The organism is Burkholderia stabilis, assembly GCF_001742165.1.
Lineage (GTDB): Bacteria > Pseudomonadota > Gammaproteobacteria > Burkholderiales > Burkholderiaceae > Burkholderia > Burkholderia stabilis.
On record NZ_CP016442.1, the window covers coordinates 665,513 to 684,390 of the forward strand.

14 protein-coding genes and 2 pseudogenes are annotated in these 18,878 nt (G+C 67.3%); 8 read left to right on the forward strand and 8 right to left on the reverse strand.

Annotation, left to right across the window (positions count from 1 at the left end; all coding sequences use genetic code 11):
- Positions 1–90: 90 nt before the first annotated feature.
- Positions 91–456, reverse strand: coding sequence for a hypothetical protein (locus BBJ41_RS03195; protein WP_069745285.1), 366 nt, complete (start codon positions 454–456; stop codon positions 91–93).
- Positions 457–663: 207 nt separating this feature from the next.
- Between BBJ41_RS03195 and BBJ41_RS03200 the strand changes: the two genes are divergently transcribed.
- The 3 genes from BBJ41_RS03200 to BBJ41_RS03210 all read left to right on the forward strand — a co-directional run bounded on the left by BBJ41_RS03200 (position 664) and on the right by BBJ41_RS03210 (position 4,121).
- On the forward strand, positions 664–2,100 hold the full coding sequence (locus tag BBJ41_RS03200) for an aldehyde dehydrogenase family protein (protein WP_069745286.1): 1,437 nt from the start codon (positions 664–666) through the stop codon (positions 2,098–2,100).
- A 123-nt stretch (positions 2,101–2,223) separates the two neighbouring features.
- The gene (locus tag BBJ41_RS03205; RefSeq protein ID WP_069745287.1) at positions 2,224–3,414 is read left to right on the forward strand and encodes an NAD(P)H-dependent flavin oxidoreductase; all 1,191 of its coding nucleotides are present in this window, start codon (positions 2,224–2,226) and stop codon (positions 3,412–3,414) included.
- Positions 3,415–3,479: 65 nt separating this feature from the next.
- A complete protein-coding gene (locus BBJ41_RS03210) occupies positions 3,480–4,121 on the forward strand; it encodes an OmpW/AlkL family protein (protein ID WP_069745288.1) in 642 nt (213 codons plus the stop codon).
- A gap of 62 nt (positions 4,122–4,183) precedes the next feature.
- Here the strand turns inward: BBJ41_RS03210 and BBJ41_RS03215 are convergent, their stop codons facing one another.
- From BBJ41_RS03215 to BBJ41_RS03230, 4 genes and pseudogenes are all read right to left on the reverse strand, one after another.
- Positions 4,184–6,679, reverse strand: coding sequence for a fimbria/pilus outer membrane usher protein (locus BBJ41_RS03215; protein ID WP_083281790.1), 2,496 nt, complete (start codon positions 6,677–6,679; stop codon positions 4,184–4,186).
- Positions 6,680–7,419 (reverse strand): annotated as a pseudogene (locus BBJ41_RS03220) (fimbria/pilus chaperone family protein).
- Positions 7,420–7,534: 115 nt separating this feature from the next.
- Positions 7,535–8,113, reverse strand: a complete 579-nt coding sequence (locus BBJ41_RS03225) for a DUF1120 domain-containing protein (protein WP_236872050.1) — start codon at positions 8,111–8,113, stop codon at positions 7,535–7,537.
- A gap of 719 nt (positions 8,114–8,832) precedes the next feature.
- Positions 8,833–9,036 (reverse strand): DUF1289 domain-containing protein, encoded by a 204-nt coding sequence (locus tag BBJ41_RS03230; RefSeq protein ID WP_069745290.1) that lies wholly within the window; start codon positions 9,034–9,036, stop codon positions 8,833–8,835.
- 523 nt (positions 9,037–9,559) lie between these two features.
- Here BBJ41_RS03230 and BBJ41_RS03235 point away from each other — a divergent pair.
- The 4 genes from BBJ41_RS03235 (at position 9,560) to BBJ41_RS03250 (ending at position 13,645) form a co-directional block, all read left to right on the forward strand.
- A complete protein-coding gene (locus BBJ41_RS03235) occupies positions 9,560–10,654 on the forward strand; it encodes a polyamine ABC transporter substrate-binding protein (protein ID WP_069745291.1) in 1,095 nt (364 codons plus the stop codon).
- Positions 10,655–10,740: 86 nt separating this feature from the next.
- On the forward strand, positions 10,741–11,901 hold the full coding sequence (locus tag BBJ41_RS03240) for an ABC transporter ATP-binding protein (RefSeq protein WP_069745292.1): 1,161 nt from the start codon (positions 10,741–10,743) through the stop codon (positions 11,899–11,901).
- A complete protein-coding gene (locus tag BBJ41_RS03245) occupies positions 11,898–12,827 on the forward strand; it encodes an ABC transporter permease subunit (protein ID WP_069745293.1) in 930 nt (309 codons plus the stop codon). The genes BBJ41_RS03240 and BBJ41_RS03245 overlap by 4 nt, the downstream gene beginning before the upstream one ends.
- The gene (locus BBJ41_RS03250; protein WP_069745294.1) at positions 12,824–13,645 is read left to right on the forward strand and encodes an ABC transporter permease subunit; all 822 of its coding nucleotides are present in this window, start codon (positions 12,824–12,826) and stop codon (positions 13,643–13,645) included. The genes BBJ41_RS03245 and BBJ41_RS03250 overlap by 4 nt, the downstream gene beginning before the upstream one ends.
- A gap of 96 nt (positions 13,646–13,741) precedes the next feature.
- Here the strand turns inward: BBJ41_RS03250 and BBJ41_RS03255 are convergent, their stop codons facing one another.
- The 3 genes and pseudogenes from BBJ41_RS03255 to BBJ41_RS03265 all read right to left on the reverse strand — a co-directional run bounded on the left by BBJ41_RS03255 (position 13,742) and on the right by BBJ41_RS03265 (position 17,157).
- Entirely contained in the window at positions 13,742–14,548 is an 807-nt protein-coding gene (locus tag BBJ41_RS03255) for a sulfite exporter TauE/SafE family protein (protein ID WP_069745295.1), read from the reverse strand.
- Between the two features lie 18 nt (positions 14,549–14,566).
- A pseudogene (locus BBJ41_RS03260) lies at positions 14,567–16,239 on the reverse strand (bifunctional protein tyrosine phosphatase family protein/NAD(P)/FAD-dependent oxidoreductase).
- A gap of 33 nt (positions 16,240–16,272) precedes the next feature.
- On the reverse strand, positions 16,273–17,157 hold the full coding sequence (locus tag BBJ41_RS03265; protein WP_069745296.1) for an MBL fold metallo-hydrolase: 885 nt from the start codon (positions 17,155–17,157) through the stop codon (positions 16,273–16,275).
- Positions 17,158–17,407: 250 nt separating this feature from the next.
- On the opposite strand from BBJ41_RS03265, the gene BBJ41_RS03270 reads away from it, so the two are divergent.
- Positions 17,408–18,799, forward strand: coding sequence for a sigma-54 interaction domain-containing protein (locus tag BBJ41_RS03270; RefSeq protein WP_069745297.1), 1,392 nt, complete (start codon positions 17,408–17,410; stop codon positions 18,797–18,799).
- Positions 18,800–18,878: the final 79 nt, after the last annotated feature.

The window sequence follows — 18,878 nt, forward strand, 5'->3', positions numbered from 1 at the left end:
GAGGTGCCCGCGACGATGTTCCGCGGCGGCCGGCCCGACGTCGATCGACCGGCCGCCGCCAGCACGACACCGTGCGCCGGCAGGCGTACGTCAATCCGCCAGCCGCTTGTCGGCCAGCGCCTTGCAGCAGTCTTCGTACACCCATTGCACGAGTTTCGCCCGATAGTCGAGATCGTCGGTATCGACGATTTCCTCGACCGCGTCGCGTGCCCATGACGCGTCCACGAACCCCGCATGCCGCTTCGCGATGTCCTGCGCGAGCGCCGCGAGCTTGGCGACGGCGAGCCAGTCGGCCTGGCGGTGATGGCGGTCGAGCCAGCGGTGGGCGGCCTGGACCTGGAACGACGCGTCCGGCCAGGATTCGTTGAGGTAAAACGCGCCGAGATTGCCGCAGGTGAGCCAGCAAAGCAGTTCCAGGCGATCCTGGGAGCCGAGGGTGTGGGATGCGTCGGTCATGGCAGTGCTCACGAAAGGCATCGATTCCGGGTGGCGCGGCCTGCAAAGGCGGGCGCCGATAGTAAAAACATAGCACGATGCGGGCCATGCGGCGCACCGGGACTGATGCGGATGCCGCAGGCGGCAAAGCGGCCGGTCGGCCCGGGTCATCGCGGTGCTGCACCACAGTCGCTAGAATGGCCGTTTTCCGGGAGACAGGAAGCGACGATGAAAATCTACGACCAGTTCTATATCGACGGCGCATGGCGCAAACCGGCCGGAACCGGCACGATCGACGTGATCGACTCGGGCACCGAGGCCGTGATCGGCCGGATTCCGGAAGGCGTCGCGTCCGATGCGCAGGATGCGATCCGCGCGGCGCGCGCGGCCTTCGACGCATGGGCGGCCACGCCGGCCGCGACGCGCGCCGGCTACCTGCGCAAGATCGTCGAGCGTCTGCAGGCGCGCAGCGAGGAGCTTGCGCAGTCGATCACCGGTGAAGTCGGGATGCCGATCAAGCTGTCGCGCGCGATCCAGGTCGGCGGCCCGATCTACAACTGGAATGCATACGCGAAGCTCGCGGAATCGTTCGAATTCGAGGCGCAGGTCGGCAATTCGCTCGTCGTGCGCGAGCCGGTCGGCGTCGTTGCCGCGATCACGCCGTGGAACTATCCGCTCAACCAGGTCACGCTGAAGGTTGCGCCGGCGCTTGCGGCCGGCTGCACGGTCGTCCTGAAGCCGTCCGAAGTCGCGCCGCTGAACGCATTCATGCTCGCCGAAGCGATTCACGAAGCCGGCCTGCCGGCCGGCGTGTTCAACCTCGTGTGCGGCTACGGCCCGGTGGTCGGCGAGGTGCTCGCCACCGATCCGGACGTCGACATGGTGTCGTTCACGGGCTCGACGCGCGCCGGCAAGCGCGTGGCCGAGCTGGCGGCCGCGGGCGTCAAGCGCGTCGCGCTCGAGCTGGGCGGCAAGTCGGCGTCGGTGATCCTCGACGACGCCGATTTCGCGGCGGCGGTAAAGGGCACGGTCAACGCGTGCTACCTGAACGCGGGCCAGACCTGCTCGGCGCACACGCGGATGCTCGTGCCGGAAGCGCGTTACGACGAGGCGCGCGAGATCGCGAAGGCCGCGGCGGAAGCATACGTCGCCGGCGATCCGCGGCAGGACGCGACGCGCCTGGGCGCGCTCGCGTCGGCCGTGCAGCAGCAGCGCGTGCAGGCGTACATCCAGCGCGGCATCGACGAAGGCGCGGAACTGGTGACGGGCGGCACGGGCCTGCCGGAAGGGCTCGCCAAGGGCTTCTTCGTGAAGCCGACCGTGTTCGGTCGGGTCGATCCGAAATCGACGATCGCGCAGGAAGAGATCTTCGGGCCGGTGCTGTCGATCATCACGTACCGCGACGAAGACGAAGCCGTGCGCATCGCGAACGATTCGCCGTACGGGCTCGGCGGTGCGGTGTGGGCCGGCAGCGACGAGCGTGCAATGGGCGTCGCGCGCCGCATCCGCACCGGGCAGGTCGACATCAACGGCGGCACCTGGAACGGCGCCGCGCCGTTCGGCGGCTACAAGCAGTCGGGGCACGGCCGCGAGAACGGCGTGTACGGGCTCGAAGAGTATCTCGAGTACAAGTCGATGCAGCTCAAGCCGTCGAAGCCGGCCTGAGCGCGTCGCGCCGCATGAACCGGAAACGGCACGCTCGCGTGCCGTTTTTTTATTGACGGCCGTCAAGGTGCGCTTCGGTGGATCGTCGATCATCGCGTTTCCGATGTTCCGACGAGATATCCGATGACCGTACGCACTTCCTTCCCGCCGCTGACGATTCGCGGCCGCACTTTGCTACCCGTCGTGCAGGGCGGCATGGGCGTCGGCATTTCCGCGCACCGTCTCGCGGGCAGCGTCGCGCGCGAAGGCGCGGTCGGCACGATCGCGAGCATCGACCTGCGCCATCATCATGCGGACCTGCTCGCGCGTTGCCGCGCGCAGCCCGACCGCGCGACGCTCGAAGCCGCGAATCTCGACGCACTGGCGCGCGAGATCCGTCTCGCGAAAACCTGGAGCGAAGGGCGCGGGATGATCGCGGTCAACGTGATGAAGGCCGTGAGCGCGCAGGCGGACTACGTGCGCGTCGCGTGCGACGAGGGCGCGGACGCGATCGTGATGGGCGCGGGCCTGCCGCTCGACCTGCCCGATCTCACGCAAGGCCACGACATCGCGCTGATCCCGATCCTGTCGGACAGCCGCGGGATCGCGCTCGTACTGAAGAAGTGGATGAAGAAGGGGCGCCTGCCCGATGCGATCGTGATCGAGCATCCGGCGCACGCGGGCGGCCACCTCGGCGTCACGCAGATCGACGACATGCATGACCCACGCTTCGATTTCGCGCGCGTGCTCGACGAGGCCGCACAGGTGATGGCGTCGCTCGGCCTCGCGCGCGACACGATCCCGCTGATCGTTGCGGGCGGGATCAACAGCCACGACACGGTGCGCGCGGCGTTGGCGGCCGGCGCGAACGGCGTGCAGGTCGGAACGCCGTTCGCGGTGACGGAGGAGGGCGACGCGCATCCGCATTTCAAGCGCGTGCTCGCCGATGCGACGCCCGACGACATCGTCGAATTCGTCAGCGTGACGGGGCTGCCCGCGCGCGCGGTGAAGACGCCATGGCTCGATCGTTACCTGCGCAACGAGACGCGCATCCGCAACAAGCTCGGCGCGCTGAAGCAGCGCTGTCCGACCGCGCTCGAATGCCTGAGTGTCTGCGGCTTGCGCGACGGCATCGAGAAGTTCGGCCATTTCTGCATCGACACGCGGCTCGCGGCCGCGCTGCGCGGCGACGTCGCGAACGGGCTGTTCTTTCGCGGCCGCGAAGCGTTGCCGTTCGGCCGCGCGATCCGCAGCGTGCGCGATTTGCTCGACCTGCTGCTGACGGGATGTGCGGCCGAGCCTGCGGCAAACCGTCCCACGTTTACGCTGGCTTGACGGATATCAAGATGACGAAAAGACCCTGCAGGGAGAATGGAAACCATTCTTTGGGGGTCCGTACCATGCATAAAACGATTCGAACTTGTGTCACCGCTGCCGCCGTCGCGGCAAGCGTCATCGCGATGCCGGCGGTATCGCACGCTGCGTCGCCGGGCGACGGCATCAACCAGGGTGACGTGCTGGTCCGGCTGCGCGCGATCAGCATCCAGCCGAACGAGCGCGCGAGCGACACGCTGGGCGCACTCAACGTCGGCGTGAACAACGCGATCGTGCCCGAGCTCGATTTCACGTACATGATCCGCGATTACCTCGGCGTCGAGCTGATCCTCGGCACGTCGCGGCATCAGTTGACGTCGAGCCTCGGCAATCTCGGCGGCGTGGGCGTGCTGCCGCCTACATTGCTGCTGCAGTACCACTTCAACCATGCGGGCAAGGTGCGCCCGTACGTCGGCGCGGGGCTGAACTACACGTACTTCTACAACAACGGGCTCAACGTCGGCGGGCAGGGCGTGTCGATCAACAAGAGCAGCTTCGGCCCGGCACTGCAGTTCGGCGTGGACGTGCAGGTGACGAAGAAGGTGTTCATGAACGTCGACGTGAAGAAGATCTGGATGAGCACCGATGCGACGCTCGGCGACAAGGGCATCGGCACGTTGCATATCGATCCGCTGATCGTCGGCGTGGGCGTCGGGATGAAGTTCTGACGCGTAGCGGGAAAAGAACAGAGTTGGGGTTGGCGGCATGCCGGTCGGCATGTCGCTTTTTTTTATCCGGCGCTCGCGGCGGTGACGAGCCATGACTCGCAGCGTGCATCGATCCGTTCGTAATAGCGCGTCGTGGCGGGCGGCACGTCCGGCAGCGCGAACGTCAGGCGACAGTGCTTGCCGTCCGGCAATACGATTCGCAGCGGCTTCGTCGCCTGGTCGCCCGTGAGCAGCAGCTTGCCTTCGCCGCCGCTGACGGTCACGAACCGGTCGCCGTCGTCGATGACGGTCGACAGTGTCGGCAGCAACGCGCCGTTGGCTTGCGTCACGGTGAGCAGCACGCGCCGCGTTTGTTCGACGGCGAATTCGACGCGGCTGACCGAGCCGCGCCCGGCTTCGATGCGCTGCAGGCCGTTCTTCAGGTCGAGATTGCGCGGCAGGCTTTTCGTGTTGACCCGAATGAACGTCTGCGCATAGGCGGGCAGCGATGCGATGACGGCGCGGCCGTGCCGATCGGTCCAGACCGGGCCGGACGGCGTCGCGAGTTCGATGCCGGCGCGATTGCCGACGCTGGCGAGCGCAAGCGTGTCGCGAATCTCGTACGGCGACAGCATGCCGACACCCTCGAGCAGCGCGAGCGCGCCGCGCAGGTTGACGCCGATCGTGGAGCGGCCGGGGCCGTCGAGGCTCGCGTTCAGGGTCGCGCGCACATGATTCGGCGTGGCGCTGAGCGTCGTGCGTATCGACGGCGAACGGATCGCGGTGTCGTAGTCGGCCGAGACGCTGTAGTTGCCGGTGCGGCCGAACGTGTCGGCATAGCGCGCGCCTGAGCGCAACGCGTCGCCGGTGACGTTCGCGTAAGCGCTGACACTGCGCTGGCCGATCGGCACGGTCATGCTCACGTAGACCTGGGTGCCGCCCGCGCCGCGGGCGCCAAGCGTGCGGTTCACGTTCAGCGAAACCGATCCGCGCCCGAACGGACGGACCCATGTGCCGGCGACCCGCTGCATGTCGGGGCCGTCGACTATCCCGACGCGCGAGTAGTTGAGCGACAGCATGCCGACCGTGCGATCGTGCCAGCCGAGCGCCGCAGCGAATTGCGTGTGCGAGGGCGACGTGAATGCGTCCGGCGCACGGACGGCATCGGTCAGCTCCCGGTATCCGGCCGTACGCCGCGCAAACGACACGCTGGCGCTCAACGGCGTGCCCTGGTTGCTGGCCAGGGCGACACGGGTCTGGGCGCCGCGCTCACCGGCGGTGCGGCTGACGTCGATGCCGACGGCTGCATCGACGCCGGCAAGCGGGGCGAATTCGACGCTCGCCGCGGCCGACTGCAAGGGCGACGACACCAGGACGCCGGCGTTCAACCGGGCGCGCTGGCGGATCTGCCAGCCGCGGGTGGCGGTCGCGAGCCACGGCGCTTGCGCGTATCCCTCGTTCTGCAGGCGGCCGACCGCGATCGAGAGCCCTTGTGCGGCGGCGAGCCCCGCGCCGGACAGCGACGAGCCCGGCACGATGAAATGCTGCGCGTCGCCGGTTGCCTCGACGACCGTCACATCGAGATCGGCCGTGCCGCTGACGAGCGGCAGATCGCCCAGTACAAAAGGGCCGGGCGGCAACTGCGACGCATGAATCAGCACGCCGAGCTGGCGCACCTCGACGCGCGCCTGTGTGCGTGCGATACCGGTTACTCGCGCGGCAGTCCCGGGCGAGGCGGCCAGCGCTTCGTCCGGAAACATCTGCAGGCCGAACAGCCGGCCGGTTGCGAACAGCGTCGAGCGCGGGACGATCTGGCCCGCCTGCCATGTCGTGCCGTGCGATGCGAACGTGCGCTGCGCGTAGGCGACTTGATGGTCGATGGCGACGTGCCCGTCCGCGGCCGTGACGATCTGGCTGCTGCGGACGATCCAGTCCGACACGTTGAACCCGGCTTCGGTCGTGACCTGCCCGTATTGCGTCGTGCCGGCCGGACTGCGCGTCGTCATCGCGAGCAGATCGTAGTTGACGAGCGCGGCGAAGCCGCCGTGCTCGAACGTATCCGGCGTGCGCCGGGCCTTCGCGAGCGCGTCGGCCGGCACGACGAGGTCGATGGCGCCGTCGGCCGGACGCAGCATGACGAGCGCTTGCGGATAGACGCGCCGAAAGTCGTCGCACGGCGCGGCGTCGGGGGCAGTGGCCGGCACGGTGGCGTCGCGGAAAGCATCGGGGACGACGAGGCCGGCCGCATCGAGCAGGGCCGGCGTGGCGCACAGGTTGCCGCCGTCGTCGAACCGCGCGTCGGCGCGGCCCGCGCGCCGGCCGTTGACCGTCAGCCGGACGGATGCGGTACCGGGAACAAAGCGTGGCGCATGCTCGAAGTAGCGGGCAGCCGTGGCGTCGATGCCGTGCTCGCGCAGCGCGCCCGTATCGAATTCGAGCGTGTCGGGCGCGATGCCGCCGGCGTTGGAGGTTGCCGAGCACGGTGTGCTGCCTGCGACGAGGTACAGCCCGAACGCGAGCAGGACGTCCCGGTTGCGAGCGGTGCCCGCGACCGCCGGCCCGGAAGCGGCGCGCGGCACTTACCGGTGTGTGACCGCATCGGCCGCACCGGTTGCGAGCGGCGCGTCGTAGTGATCGACCGAGTAGCCGTAGACCGTGGCGGGAAACAGGCGGACGCGCTCGGGCGTCGCGCCGGCGCCGCCGGCGAGCGCGATCCTGCGTGCCTGCCCGGCCAGCACATAAGGCGCCGGCAGCGACACGACCTGTTGCGTCGGCAGCAACTGTACTTTCTGTTCGAGACGCACCACGTAGCGGCTGTCGTTGCGCACGACCAGTTCGCCGCCCTCGATCGACCACTTCAGCAACGTCCACGGCGCATCGTTGGGGGCAAGGTCGCGCGGCTGAATGAGCACGGGCAGGTTCTGGCGCAGGATCGTCCGGATCTCGTTCCTGCCCTGGCGCTTCGGCGGAATGCCCGAGAACGACACGCGGGCGAGGCGCTGCGTTGCGAGCGGCTCGTTTCCGGCGAGCACGAACCGGACGAGTTGCGCCGCGCCGCCTTCGACGCGCGCGATCGGGGCGTCACGATGACGAGCTCGGTCTGGTCTTCGGGGATCGGCTCGATCGTCGTATGAAGGAGCGTCGGCTGATCGTCGGTGTTTTTGACCGAGACCGTTCCTTCGCCATCGGCCTCGTCGACGATCACCACGGATGTATCGGGCACGACGCCCATCGCGTGTGCGGCGTTCGTGCCGATCAGGCAACCGAGGAGAGGGACGAACAACGACAAACGCAGGGAATGGATCACAGAGGAGTTCATGGAATCGGCTACCTGTTGGCGCGGGCACGCGTTGCGCCGCCGCTTTACCGAAGCGGCGGCGCAGTTAGCGCCGGTGAGGCGCTAAGGACAATCGTCGGGAACAGACGTACCGGAATTACAGGTACACGAGCGATACGGTCGCGAGACCGTCGAGATTGATTTCCTGGCTCAGATCGAGATTCGACGTCTTGTCGATGGCGGCCTGCACGTCGAGCGTGCCGGTGAAGACCTTTGCTGCGACCGGCACGAGTTGGCCCTTCTTTGCCCAGGATTCATAGCCGCCGGTATTGTCGGTGATTCCGTTGGATATGGCCCAGGTGGCGCCGCCGGTGTTCGAAAAAATCGATTCGACGGCCACGCCATCTGCCTGGAACGTGTTTTTTCTGAACCGGATTGCAAAGGCACCGATATTTTTTCCGGAAGCCGTACCGAGCCCGAATTGCCATGCGACCGGAGACGACGTGTCGAAGAAATTGATATTGCCGGAGAATGCGCCGGTGCCGGCGCGATTGTCGGCCGTCGTCAGTGCGACGCGGGCGGCTGCATCGCAGGTGATCGTGAGCGAATCGGAACGGACCGCGAGCAGCGTGTGGTCGGTCGGATTGAGTTCTGCGGTGCCGATGAGTCCGTAATCGAACGTGCCGCCGCCGGCGAGGGTCGGTGTGCAGGCGGCGGGCTTGATCTTGCCGATCACCTTGACGTTGAACGAGTCGGCGAACGCGGATGTGCTGCCCATCGCGAGCAGACCTGCAATCAGGAGGCCGGACGTACGGTTCGCCATCTTAATGAATTTCATTTGATCGAGTTCCAGGTAACAAGCCGGAATGCCGAAACGGATTCGATTATCCGGCTTTTTGACTAATGGAAGGAAATTCGCTCGCCGCTGTTTCTGGTGAGCGGATTGGAATTTATCAATTGAAATGCGGAATTGACATCGGACATGTACAAAATTACGGGATTATTTTTATCGAATTACGTTCTTTCTATTAATGAAAATAATTGGGCTTATCTTGGAATGAATGGTGTTTTGATCGTTACGAATGTCAGATGCAATATTTTTCAACTTCAATAACGATAAAGCGGTATGGGTTGGATCTCGATGGACGATATCGAAGACCGAAAGTGATGAGCCGTGACGTGTCGGTCGTTAATCGCCGATCGGGACGGCAGACGCATCGCGTCATTCCTGCCCCGGCGTTCGCGGGCGGCGGGAAGGCGGAAGGAAAACGGATGTCGCCGCGTGTGTCGCGTCAGCGCAGGAGGCAGGGAAGGAGAGAGGCAGGCGGGGCGTGGCCAACGCTTGGGGAGTGGCCACACGCGCTCGGCGGTGTTCGGTCGCCGACGGGCGACCCGCACGCGGGCAGGCGAGCCCGCCGATGTGCATCGCGTCGGCATGCGCCGACGCAGGAAGCATTACAGCTTGTCGTACTGGAAGCGCATCGCGACGCCTTCGCGCGTGATGCGCTCCCACACCGCGCGTTTTTCGTCGTCGCTCAGGAACACCCAGTTCGACACTTCGGCGGCCGTGCGGCCGCAGCCCTTGCAGACTTCGTCGAAGAGGGTCGAGCACACGCCGATACAGGGGCTGTCGGGCAGGTCGTGGAGATTGGAGGCCATCGGAAGGGTTCGCGCAGTTGAATCGTCAGGCCGTCATTTTAATGCATCGGCGCCGGGTGGTCGGGCGGGTGCGGCCGGCGTGCTGTACCGGTGCGTTGTGGCGACAGTATGGACCGGCGATCGATGACGGGCCACGGCCGGTGACGGTGCGGCCATGGCGGCCGGCTCCGGTGCGCGATGCCCGCCGAGCGTCGCGATTTCACCGGTGAAAACGGCGGCGTGCGCGACCGCCGGGTATGTCACCCGGCCGATGTCCGACGGCCGTTTCGCCGCCACCTGTTTTTCCCGGTGGACAGCCGCCGATTACCCGATAGAATTTCCCCCGGAATGCCCGCTGCACGGGCGGCTGGACCGGCCGTCGGAGGGAATCTGTTCCGTTTGCGCGACACCGGCATGATTTTTTTGTGACGGAACGCGAATGATGGTAGTTTTCGGGGTTTTCGAGGGGCGGAGCGCCAGAATGCGCCGCCGTGACGAGGCAAGACGGCAGCCGGACACACGGTCCGGCCGGAGGGAGAACGGGATGAAAGCAAAGGTAGTGGGCCGGTTCGCAGCGCTCGCGCTGTGCGTGGGTGCGTCGGCGGCAGCGGCGAAGGATACGCAGCTTAATATCTACAACTGGTCGGACTACATTGCGAAGGACACGATCCCGAACTTCGAGAAGCAGAGCGGCGTCAAGGTCCGCTACGACAACTACGACAGCGACGACACGCTGCAGGCGAAGCTGCTGACCGGCAGCTCGGGCTACGACATCGTGGTGCCGACCAGCAACTACGCGGGCAAGCAGATCGCCGCCGGCATCTTCGCGCCGCTCGACAAGTCGAAGCTGCCGAACCTCAAGTACCTCGATCCGCAACTGATGGCGCTCGTCGCCGGCGCAGACCCGGGCAACAAGTTCTCGGTGCCCTGGGCATACGGCACGACCGGTCTCGCGTACAACCTCACCAAGGCGCAGCAGGCGCTCGGCAAGGTCCCGCTCGACAACTGGGACATCTTGTTCAAGCCGGAAAACATCTCGAAGCTGAAGACCTGCGGCGTGTCGGTGCTCGACGCGCCCGACCAGATGTTCGCGGCGACGCTGCACTACATCGGCAAGGATCCGATGAGCACGAACCCGGCCGACTACAAGGCCGCGATGGAAGTGCTGAAGAAGATCCGCCCGTACATCACGCAATTCAACTCGTCGGGCTACATCAACGACCTGGTCGGCGGCGACATCTGCTTCGCGTTCGGCTGGTCGGGCGACGTCGTGATCGCGAAGCATCGCGCGATGGAAGCGAAGAAGTCGTACAAGGTCGAGTACTACATTCCGAAGGGCGGCGCGCCGGTGTGGTTCGACGTGATGGCGATCCCGAAGGATGCGAAGAACAAGGATGCCGCGCTGCAGTGGATCAACTACATCGAGGATCCGAAGGTGCACGCGGCGATCACGAACGCGGTGTACTACCCGAGCGCAAACGCCGAGGCACGCAAGTACGTGCGGCCCGACGTCGCGAACGACCCGGCCGTCTACCCGCCGGCCGACGTCGTGAAGACGCTGTTCCTGCTCAAGCCGCTGCCGCCTGAAATCCAGCGTCTGCAGACGCGTCTGTGGACCGAGCTGAAGTCGGGCCGCTGACGCGAGCCGAAGTGAACCAGCAGTCATGAAGCCCCTGGTGCCCCCGGGGGCTTTGTTCGTCTAACGCAGGAGAGAAGCAGCACATCATGAATAGTCAGTCGAGTGCGCCGGTCGCGGGCGCGCCGTCCTCCGTTTCCACGTCCGGCGCCGATGTGCGCGCCGAGAACTTTGTCCAGATCGTCGACGTCGTCAAGAAATTCGGCGACACCGAAGCCGTGCGCAGCGTCAACCTGAACGTGCGCCAGGGCGAGCTGTTCGCGCTGCTTGGCAGCTCGGGCTGCGGCAAGTCGACGTTGCTGCGGATGCTCGCGGGCCTCGAGACGGTCACGTCGGGCAAGATCCTGATCGACGGCGAGGATCTCGCGCAGATGCCGCCGTACAAGCGGCCCGTGAACATGATGTTCCAGTCGTATGCGCTGTTCCCGCACATGTCGGTCGAGTCGAACGTCGCGTTCGGCCTCAAGCAGGAAGGCACGCCGAAGGGCGAGCTGAAGGAGCGCGTGGCGTCGGCGCTCGAACTCGTGCAGATGAGCAAGTACGCGAAGCGCAAGCCGCATCAGCTGTCCGGCGGCCAGCAGCAGCGCGTCGCGCTCGCGCGTTCGCTGGTCAAGCGCCCGAAGCTGCTGCTGCTCGACGAGCCGATGTCCGCACTCGACAAGCAGATCCGCCAGCGCACGCAGATCGAGCTCGTCAACATCCTGAACAAGGTCGGCGTCACCTGCATCATGGTCACGCACGACCAGGAAGAGGCGATGACGATGGCCAACCGCCTCGCGGTGATGAGCGAAGGCCAGATCGTGCAGATCGGCTCGCCGAACGAAGTCTACGAATATCCGAACAGCCGCTTCTCGGCCGAGTTCATCGGCTCGACGAACCTGTTCGACGGCGTGACCGTCGAAGATGAACCCGATCACGTGTACATCGAATCGCCGGAGCTGCCGAGCCGGCTGTACGTGAGCCACGGGATCTCGGGCCCGCTCGGGATGCCGGTCACGGTGTCGGTGCGCCCCGAGCGGATCGCGCTCACGCGCAAGCCGCCCGAAGGCGCGTTCAACTGGGCGCGCGGCAGGATCAGCAACGTCGCGTACATGGGCGGCTATTCGCTGTATCACGTGAAGCTCGACGCGGGCAAGACGGTGATCGCGAACGTGTCGAGCCTCGCGATCACCGAACTCGACACGCCGGCGCTCGGCGACGAGATCTACGTGCGCTGGAGCGCGACCGCAGGCGTGGTGCTGACGTCATGAACGCGTTCAAGTCCCTGCTCGAGTGGCCGGTGCGGCGCTTCAACCTGACGGGCGCCACGGCGGTCGTCGCGGGCCCGTACACGTGGCTCGTGCTGTTCTTCCTCGTGCCGTTCGTGCTGGTCGTCAAGATCAGCTTCGCGGAGCTGCAGCTCGGCATTCCGCCGTACACGGAGCTCGCGTCGTACACCGACGGCGTCGTGCACATCGCGCTGAACCTGTCGCACTACGCGTTCCTGTTGACGGACAGCCTGTATTTCGCGACCTACGTGAACTCGGTGTGGGTGGCCGCGGTCACGACGCTGCTGTGTCTGCTGGTCGGTTATCCGATGGCTTACTACATCGCGCGCTCGAACCCGGCGACCCGCAACCTGCTGATGATGGGCGTGATGCTGCCGTTCTGGACGTCGTTCCTGATCCGCGTGTACGCATGGATCGGCATCCTGAAGAACAACGGCCTGTTGAACAACTTCCTGATGTGGATTGGCCTGACGCATACGCCGATCGAGCTGTACCGCACGAACTACGCGGTGTACATCGGGATGGTGTATTCGTACCTGCCGTTCCTCGTGATGCCGCTGTACGCGCACCTCGTGAAGATGGACCTGCGCCTGCTCGAAGCCGCGTACGACCTCGGCGCGAAGCCGTGGAAGGCGTTCGTGCAGATCACGCTGCCGCTGTCGAAGAACGGGATCATCGCGGGCTGCCTGCTCGTGTTCATCCCGGCGGTGGGCGAGTACGTGATTCCGGAACTGCTCGGCGGCGCGAACACGCTGATGATCGGCCGCGTGATGTGGAACGAGTTCTTCAACAACGCAGACTGGCCGATGGCGTCGGCCGTGACCTGCGCGATGGTGCTGCTGCTGCTCGTGCCGATGGCGATGTTCCAGCACTTCCAGGCGAAGGAGCAGGAGGGCCGCCGTCGATGAAGCCGAATCGTTACCTGCAGTTCGCGGCGCTGTTTGCCGGCTTCGCGTTCCTGTACATCCCGATCATCAGCCTGATCGTCTATTCGTTCAACGAGTCGAAGCTCGTCACCGTGTGGTCGGGTTTCTCGTTCCGCTGGTACTCGGCGCTCGTCGAGGACGACGAGCTGCTGACGGCCGCGTGGCTGTCGCTGAAGATCGGCGTGCTGACCGCGTTCGCGTCGGTGTTCATCGGCACGTGGGCCGGTTTCGTGCTCGCGCGGATGGGGCGCTTTCGCGGCTTCGCGCTGTTCAGCGGGATGATCAACGCGCCGCTCGTGATTCCCGAGGTGATCCAGGGGATCTCGCTGCTGCTGCTGTTCATCGAGCTGGCGAAGTGGATCGGCTGGCCGGCCGAGCGCGGCGTGTTCACGATCTGGCTCGGCCACGTGATGCTGTGCATCTCGTACGTCGCGATCATCGTGCAGTCGCGCGTGCGCGAGCTGAACCCGTCGCTGGAGGAAGCCGCGCTCGATCTCGGCGCGACGCCGTTGAAGGTGTTCTTCACGATCACGCTGCCGCTGATCTCGCAGGCGCTGATCGCCGGCTGGCTGCTGTCGTTCACGCTGTCGATCGACGACCTCGTGCTGTCGGCGTTCCTGTCGGGCCCCGGCTCGACGACGCTGCCGCTCGTCGTGTTCTCGCGCGTGCGCCTCGGGCTGAACCCGGAAATGAACGCGCTCGCGACGCTGTTCATCGTCGCGGTGACGGCCGGCGTCGTGATCGCGAACTTCGTGATGCTGCGCCAGGAGCGCAAGCGGATGGCGGGGGTTGCGGCCTGACGCACGGGTTGCGGCCGCAATGAAAAACGCCCGGTGCCGACGATCAGTCGGGCCGGGCGTTTTGTTTTGGAAAAGGGGCGTGCGCTGGCCGGTGGCTCACGCGCCGAACACGGCCTTCGCCAGCAACCCGAGCGCGACGCACACGAGCACGGCCGCGAAACCCGCCTGCACGTGCCGCGCGGCGAGATACCGCGATGCGCCGCGGCCCGCGGCCATCCCGAACGCGGTCGCGACGGCGAACCACAGCGTCACGTCGAGCGGCGCGCGCGTGCCCGACACGAGCGTCGCGAACACGCCGCCGGTGCCGACGAGCGCGATCACCATCAGCGACGTCGCGACGACGCCGTGCATCGACACGTTCGTGAACTTGCGCAGCATCGGCACGATCACGAAACCGCCGCCGACGCCGAGCAGCCCCGTCATCAGGCCGGTCACCGCGCCGGTCGACGCGAGCGTCAGGCCGACGGGCCAGGACCACACGAGCCGGCCCGTATCGGGATTCACGCGACCGACGCACAGCGGCGACGCGTCCGCGTCGACGGGGGCGTTGCGCAGCGCCTGCCGCAGCAGGCGGCCGGCGACGACCAGCATCGTCAGCGCGAACAGCGCGACCAGCAGGCGTTGCGGCAGCACGTGCGCGAGCCGCACGCCGAGTGTGGTCAACGGCACGCCGGCCACGGCCATCAGCAGCGCCGCGCGATAGCGCACGAGCCCGCGGCGGAAGCCTTCGAGCGCGCCGAGCGCGGCGCTGCCCGCCACCGCGACGAGCGCGACCGGCGTGGCCTGCTGCATCGGCCAGCCCATGCCGACGACGAGCGCGGGCACCGCGAGGATGCCGCCGCCCGCGCCGGTCAGGCCGAGCACGGCGCCGACGAAGCCGCCCAGTACGAGAGAAATCAGCATGACGTCATCGGGCTCCGGTCAACGTGCGATCGCGGGTTTCGCGAGCCATTCGCGGCCCTTGAGCATTGCCTTCCAGTAGAGCGGCGGCAGCACGCGTTCCTTGAGCAGCCACGCGAGCCGCGACGGCCGCTTGCCGTCGATCAGCCACGCGGGGAAGGTCGGCGCGACCTTGCCGCCGTACAGGAATTCGGCGAGCACGATCTTGCCGCGCTCGACGGTGAGCGGGCACGAGCCGTAGCCATCGTACGCGGCGTCGCCGTGCGCACGGCCGAGCGATGCGAGCACGTTGTGCGCGACGACCGGCGCCTGCTTGCGGGCGGCGGCGGCCGTTTTTGCATTGGTCGTGTTGGTCGCATCGCCGAGCGCGAAGATGTCCGGAAAATGCTTGTGCCGCAGCGTCGCCGGGTCGACGTCGATCCAGCCGGCCGCGTCCGCGAGCGGGCTCGCGCGCACGAAGTCGGGCGCTTTCTGCGGCGGTACGACGTGGATCATGTCGAACGCGCGCACGACGGTTTCCTTGCCGCCATCCGGCAGCGTACGCACGAACGTCGCGCGGCGCGCGGGCCCGTCGATCGCGACGAGGTTGTGGCCGAACGACAGTGCGATGTCGTAGCTTTTCACGTACTCCATCAGCGCGGGCACGTAATCGGCGACGCCGAACAGCGCGCCGCCCGCATTCAGGAACTCGACGTTCACGGCGTCGAGATGCCCGAGCGGCGCCAGTGGTCGCACGACAGGTACATCGCTTTCTGCGGCGCGCCCGCGCACTTGATCGGCATCGGCGGCTGCGTGAAGAGCGCATTGCCACCGCGCAACGCGCGGACGAGCTCCCACGTGTACGGCGCGAGATCGTAGCGGTAGTTCGACGTGACGCCGTTGCGGCCGAGCGTGTCGGCAAGGCCGTCGATCGCATCCCAGTCGAGCTTGAGCCCCGGGCACACGACGAGCTTGCGGTAGCCGATGCGCCGGCAGCCGTCGAGCACGACCGTATGCGCGTCGGGCTCGAAGCCCGCGACGGCGGCCTGGATCCGCTGCACGCCGCGCGGCAGCACGTCGGTCATTCGGCGCGCGGTGGTCTCGGGCCGGAACACGCCCGCGCCGACCATCGTCCAGCCCGGCTGGTAGTAGTGCACGTCGGCCGGATCGATCACCGCGATGTCGAGCGACGCGTCGCGCGCGAGCAGGCTCGACGCGACCGCGATACCCGCCGCGCCCGCGCCGACGATCACGATGTCGTGCCGCGCGTCGACGGTTGGCGCCGCCGCCTGCCGGCCGCCTTGCGCGACGCGCGAGGCGAGCGCGCGCAGGTCGTAGCCGGCCGCGCCGGCCGTCGCGACGATGTCGTTCAGCGGGCGCAAGCCCGCCTGCGACAGCGCCCACAGCGTGGCCGAGCGCGTGCCGCTGCGGCAGTACGCGAGCACCGGGCCGTCGAGCGACGCGACGAGCGCGCCGAACTGCGCGGCCTGGTCGTCGGTCACCTTGCCCGTGTCGACCGGCAGGTAGTGCACGTCGATGCCGAGCGGCGCGGCGGCCGCGCGGATCTCGGTGACGGTCGGCTGGTCGGGGCCTTCGCCGTCGGGACGGTTGCAGACGATCGCGCGGATGCCCGCCGCGTGCAGCGCGGGCAGGTCGGCCGCCGCGATCTGCGGCGAGACCGACAGCGCGTCGGTCAGCTTGCGAATGGAGGTCATGTCGGGGTTCTCGGTGTATGTGGGCGCTGGCGCTCAGATCGCGTCGAGCGGGATCTTCAGGTAGCGCACGCCATTGTTTTCGGGCTCGGGCAGGTGGCCGGCGCGCATGTTGACCTGCACGGACGGCAGCATCAGCACCGGCATGTCGAGCGTTGCATCGCGCGCGGTGCGCATCGCGACGAAATCGTCCTCGGTCACGCCGTCCTTCACGTGCACGTTCGCGCGGCGCTGTTCGGCCACGGTCGTCACGAACTGCACGTCGCGGCCGCCCGGCTGGTAGTCGTGGCACAGGTACAGGCGCGTGTCGGGCGGCAGGCTAAGCACGCGCGCGATCGAGCGGTACAGCGTGCGCGCGTCGCCGCCCGGGAAATCGCAGCGGGCCGTGCCGTAGTCGGGCATGAACAGCGTGTCGCCGACGAAGGCCGCTCGCTGCGTCGCGTCGTCGACGCAGTAGGTCATGCACGCGGGCGTGTGGCCCGGCGTATGCAGCGCGCGGATCGTCAGCGCGCCGAGCGCGAGCGTGTCGCCGTCGTCGACGAGTTGGTCGAACTGGCGGCCGTCCTCCGCGAAACCGGGGCCGGCGTTGAACAGCGTGCCGAATACGTGCTGCACGCGGCGCACGTGCGAACCGATCGCGATCCGGCCGCCGACCCGCGCCTTCAGGTACGGCGCGGCCGACAGGTGGTCGGCGTGCACGTGCGTCTCCAGCAGCCAGTGCACGGTCGCGCCGAGTTCGGCGACGCGCTCGATCAGCCGGTCGGCGCTGGCGGTGCGCGTGCGACCGGATTTCGGGTCGTAGTCGAGCACGCTGTCGATCAGTGCGCATGCACGGCTCGACATGTCGAGCAGGAGATAGCTGACGGTGTGGGTCGCCGGGTCGAAAAAGCCTTCGACCGACAGCGTGGGGGCGTTGCTCACGGGGTGTCCTCGATCGGGTTCTGCATCTGCAATCGGGATCTTTATCTCAAGAAGCATGCCAGCCTGCGCCTCGCCCCCGGCCGATGCGCCAGAGACTTGATTCGGCTCGGGTTTTCGGTGCGACCGACGCGATGCGCCGACGTCGGTGGCATCCGGTCGCGCACGCGGACTGCCATATCTGGCAGTGTCGTGGCAGAATTGGCAGTCAGCCTGGCAGTCCGTCCGGCACAATCGCCACCGAGCCTTCCGCATGCATCCGCACGACACCATCCCGATCGTTCCCGCGCCGCGCCGCGACGTCATGCCCGACGTGCGCGCGCTCGTCGCGTATCTGGAGCAGGACCCGCAGCCGATGATCGTCGTCGATCCCGACTACCGCATCCTCGCGGCGAACGATGCGTACCGGCGCCAGTTCGGCGTGGCGGGCGTCGAGCACGTCGGCCGCCACTGTTTCCAGGTGTCGCATCACTACGACGTGCCGTGCGACCAGGCCGGCGAGCACTGCCCGATGAAGCAGGCGCTCGAATCGCGCGGGCTGAACCGCGTGCTGCACATCCACCACACGCCGCGCGGCCCCGAGCACGTCGACGTCGAACTGCGGCCGATCTTCGATGCACACGGCAACGTGATCGCCTACGTCGAGCGGCTCACGACCGTGCGCAGTGCGTCCGCGCAGCCGAGCGCGGAAGGGCTCGTCGGCGGCGCCGACGCGTTCAACGCGGCGCTCGGCGCGCTGCAGCGCGTCGCGCCGTCGACGCTGCCCGTGCTGCTGCTCGGTGAATCGGGCACCGGCAAGGAGCTGTTCGCGCGCGCGCTGCACGAGGCGAGCGATCGCGCGATGGGGCCGTTCGTCGTCGTCGATTGCTCGGGGATCGCCGAGTCGCTGTTCGAGAGCGAACTGTTCGGCTACGAGAAGGGCGCGTTCACCGGCGCGAACCAGCGCAAGCCGGGCCTCGTCGAGACCGCGCAGGGCGGCACGCTGTTTCTCGACGAGATCGGCGACGTACCGCTGCCGATGCAGGTGAAGCTGCTGCGGCTGATCGAGTCGGGCACGTTCCGGCGCGTCGGCGGCGTCGAGGCGCTGCGCGCGGATTTCCGGCTCGTCGCGGCCACGCACAAGCCGCTGCGCGAGATGATCGACGACGGCCGGTTCCGGCAGGATCTCTACTACCGGATCAACGCGTTTCCGATTCCGTTGCCGGCGCTGCGCGAACGGCAAGGCGACGTCGCGCTGCTGGCCGAATCGATCCTGCGGCGGATCGCGAACGCGCGCGCCGGCGCGGGCGACGCAAACGCGCGGCCGTTCGCGGCCCGGCCGTTCGTGCTGACCGAGCGCGCGCGCGCGTGTCTCGATGCGTATGCGTGGCCCGGCAACATTCGCGAACTGCGCAACGTGCTCGAACGCGCATGCCTGTTCGCGGACGACGGGACGATCCGGGTCGAGCATCTGCCGGCCGAGCTGGTTGCCGCGGCGGCGGCCCCGCCGGATCGCGCGGCGGATGCGCGCGGCGTGTCGGACACGGAACTCGTGCGGATCGCGCGCACGTTCGACGGCACGCGCAAGGCGCTCGCCGAACAGGTCGGGATGAGCGAGCGGACGTTGTACCGGCGGATGAAGGCGCTCGGGCTCGGGTCGCGCTAACGGTGAGCGGTGTGCGTGCCGGGCGTGCCGGGCGCGACTGGCGGTGGCGGTCGGCTTTGCCGATAATGGCGCGCTTTAC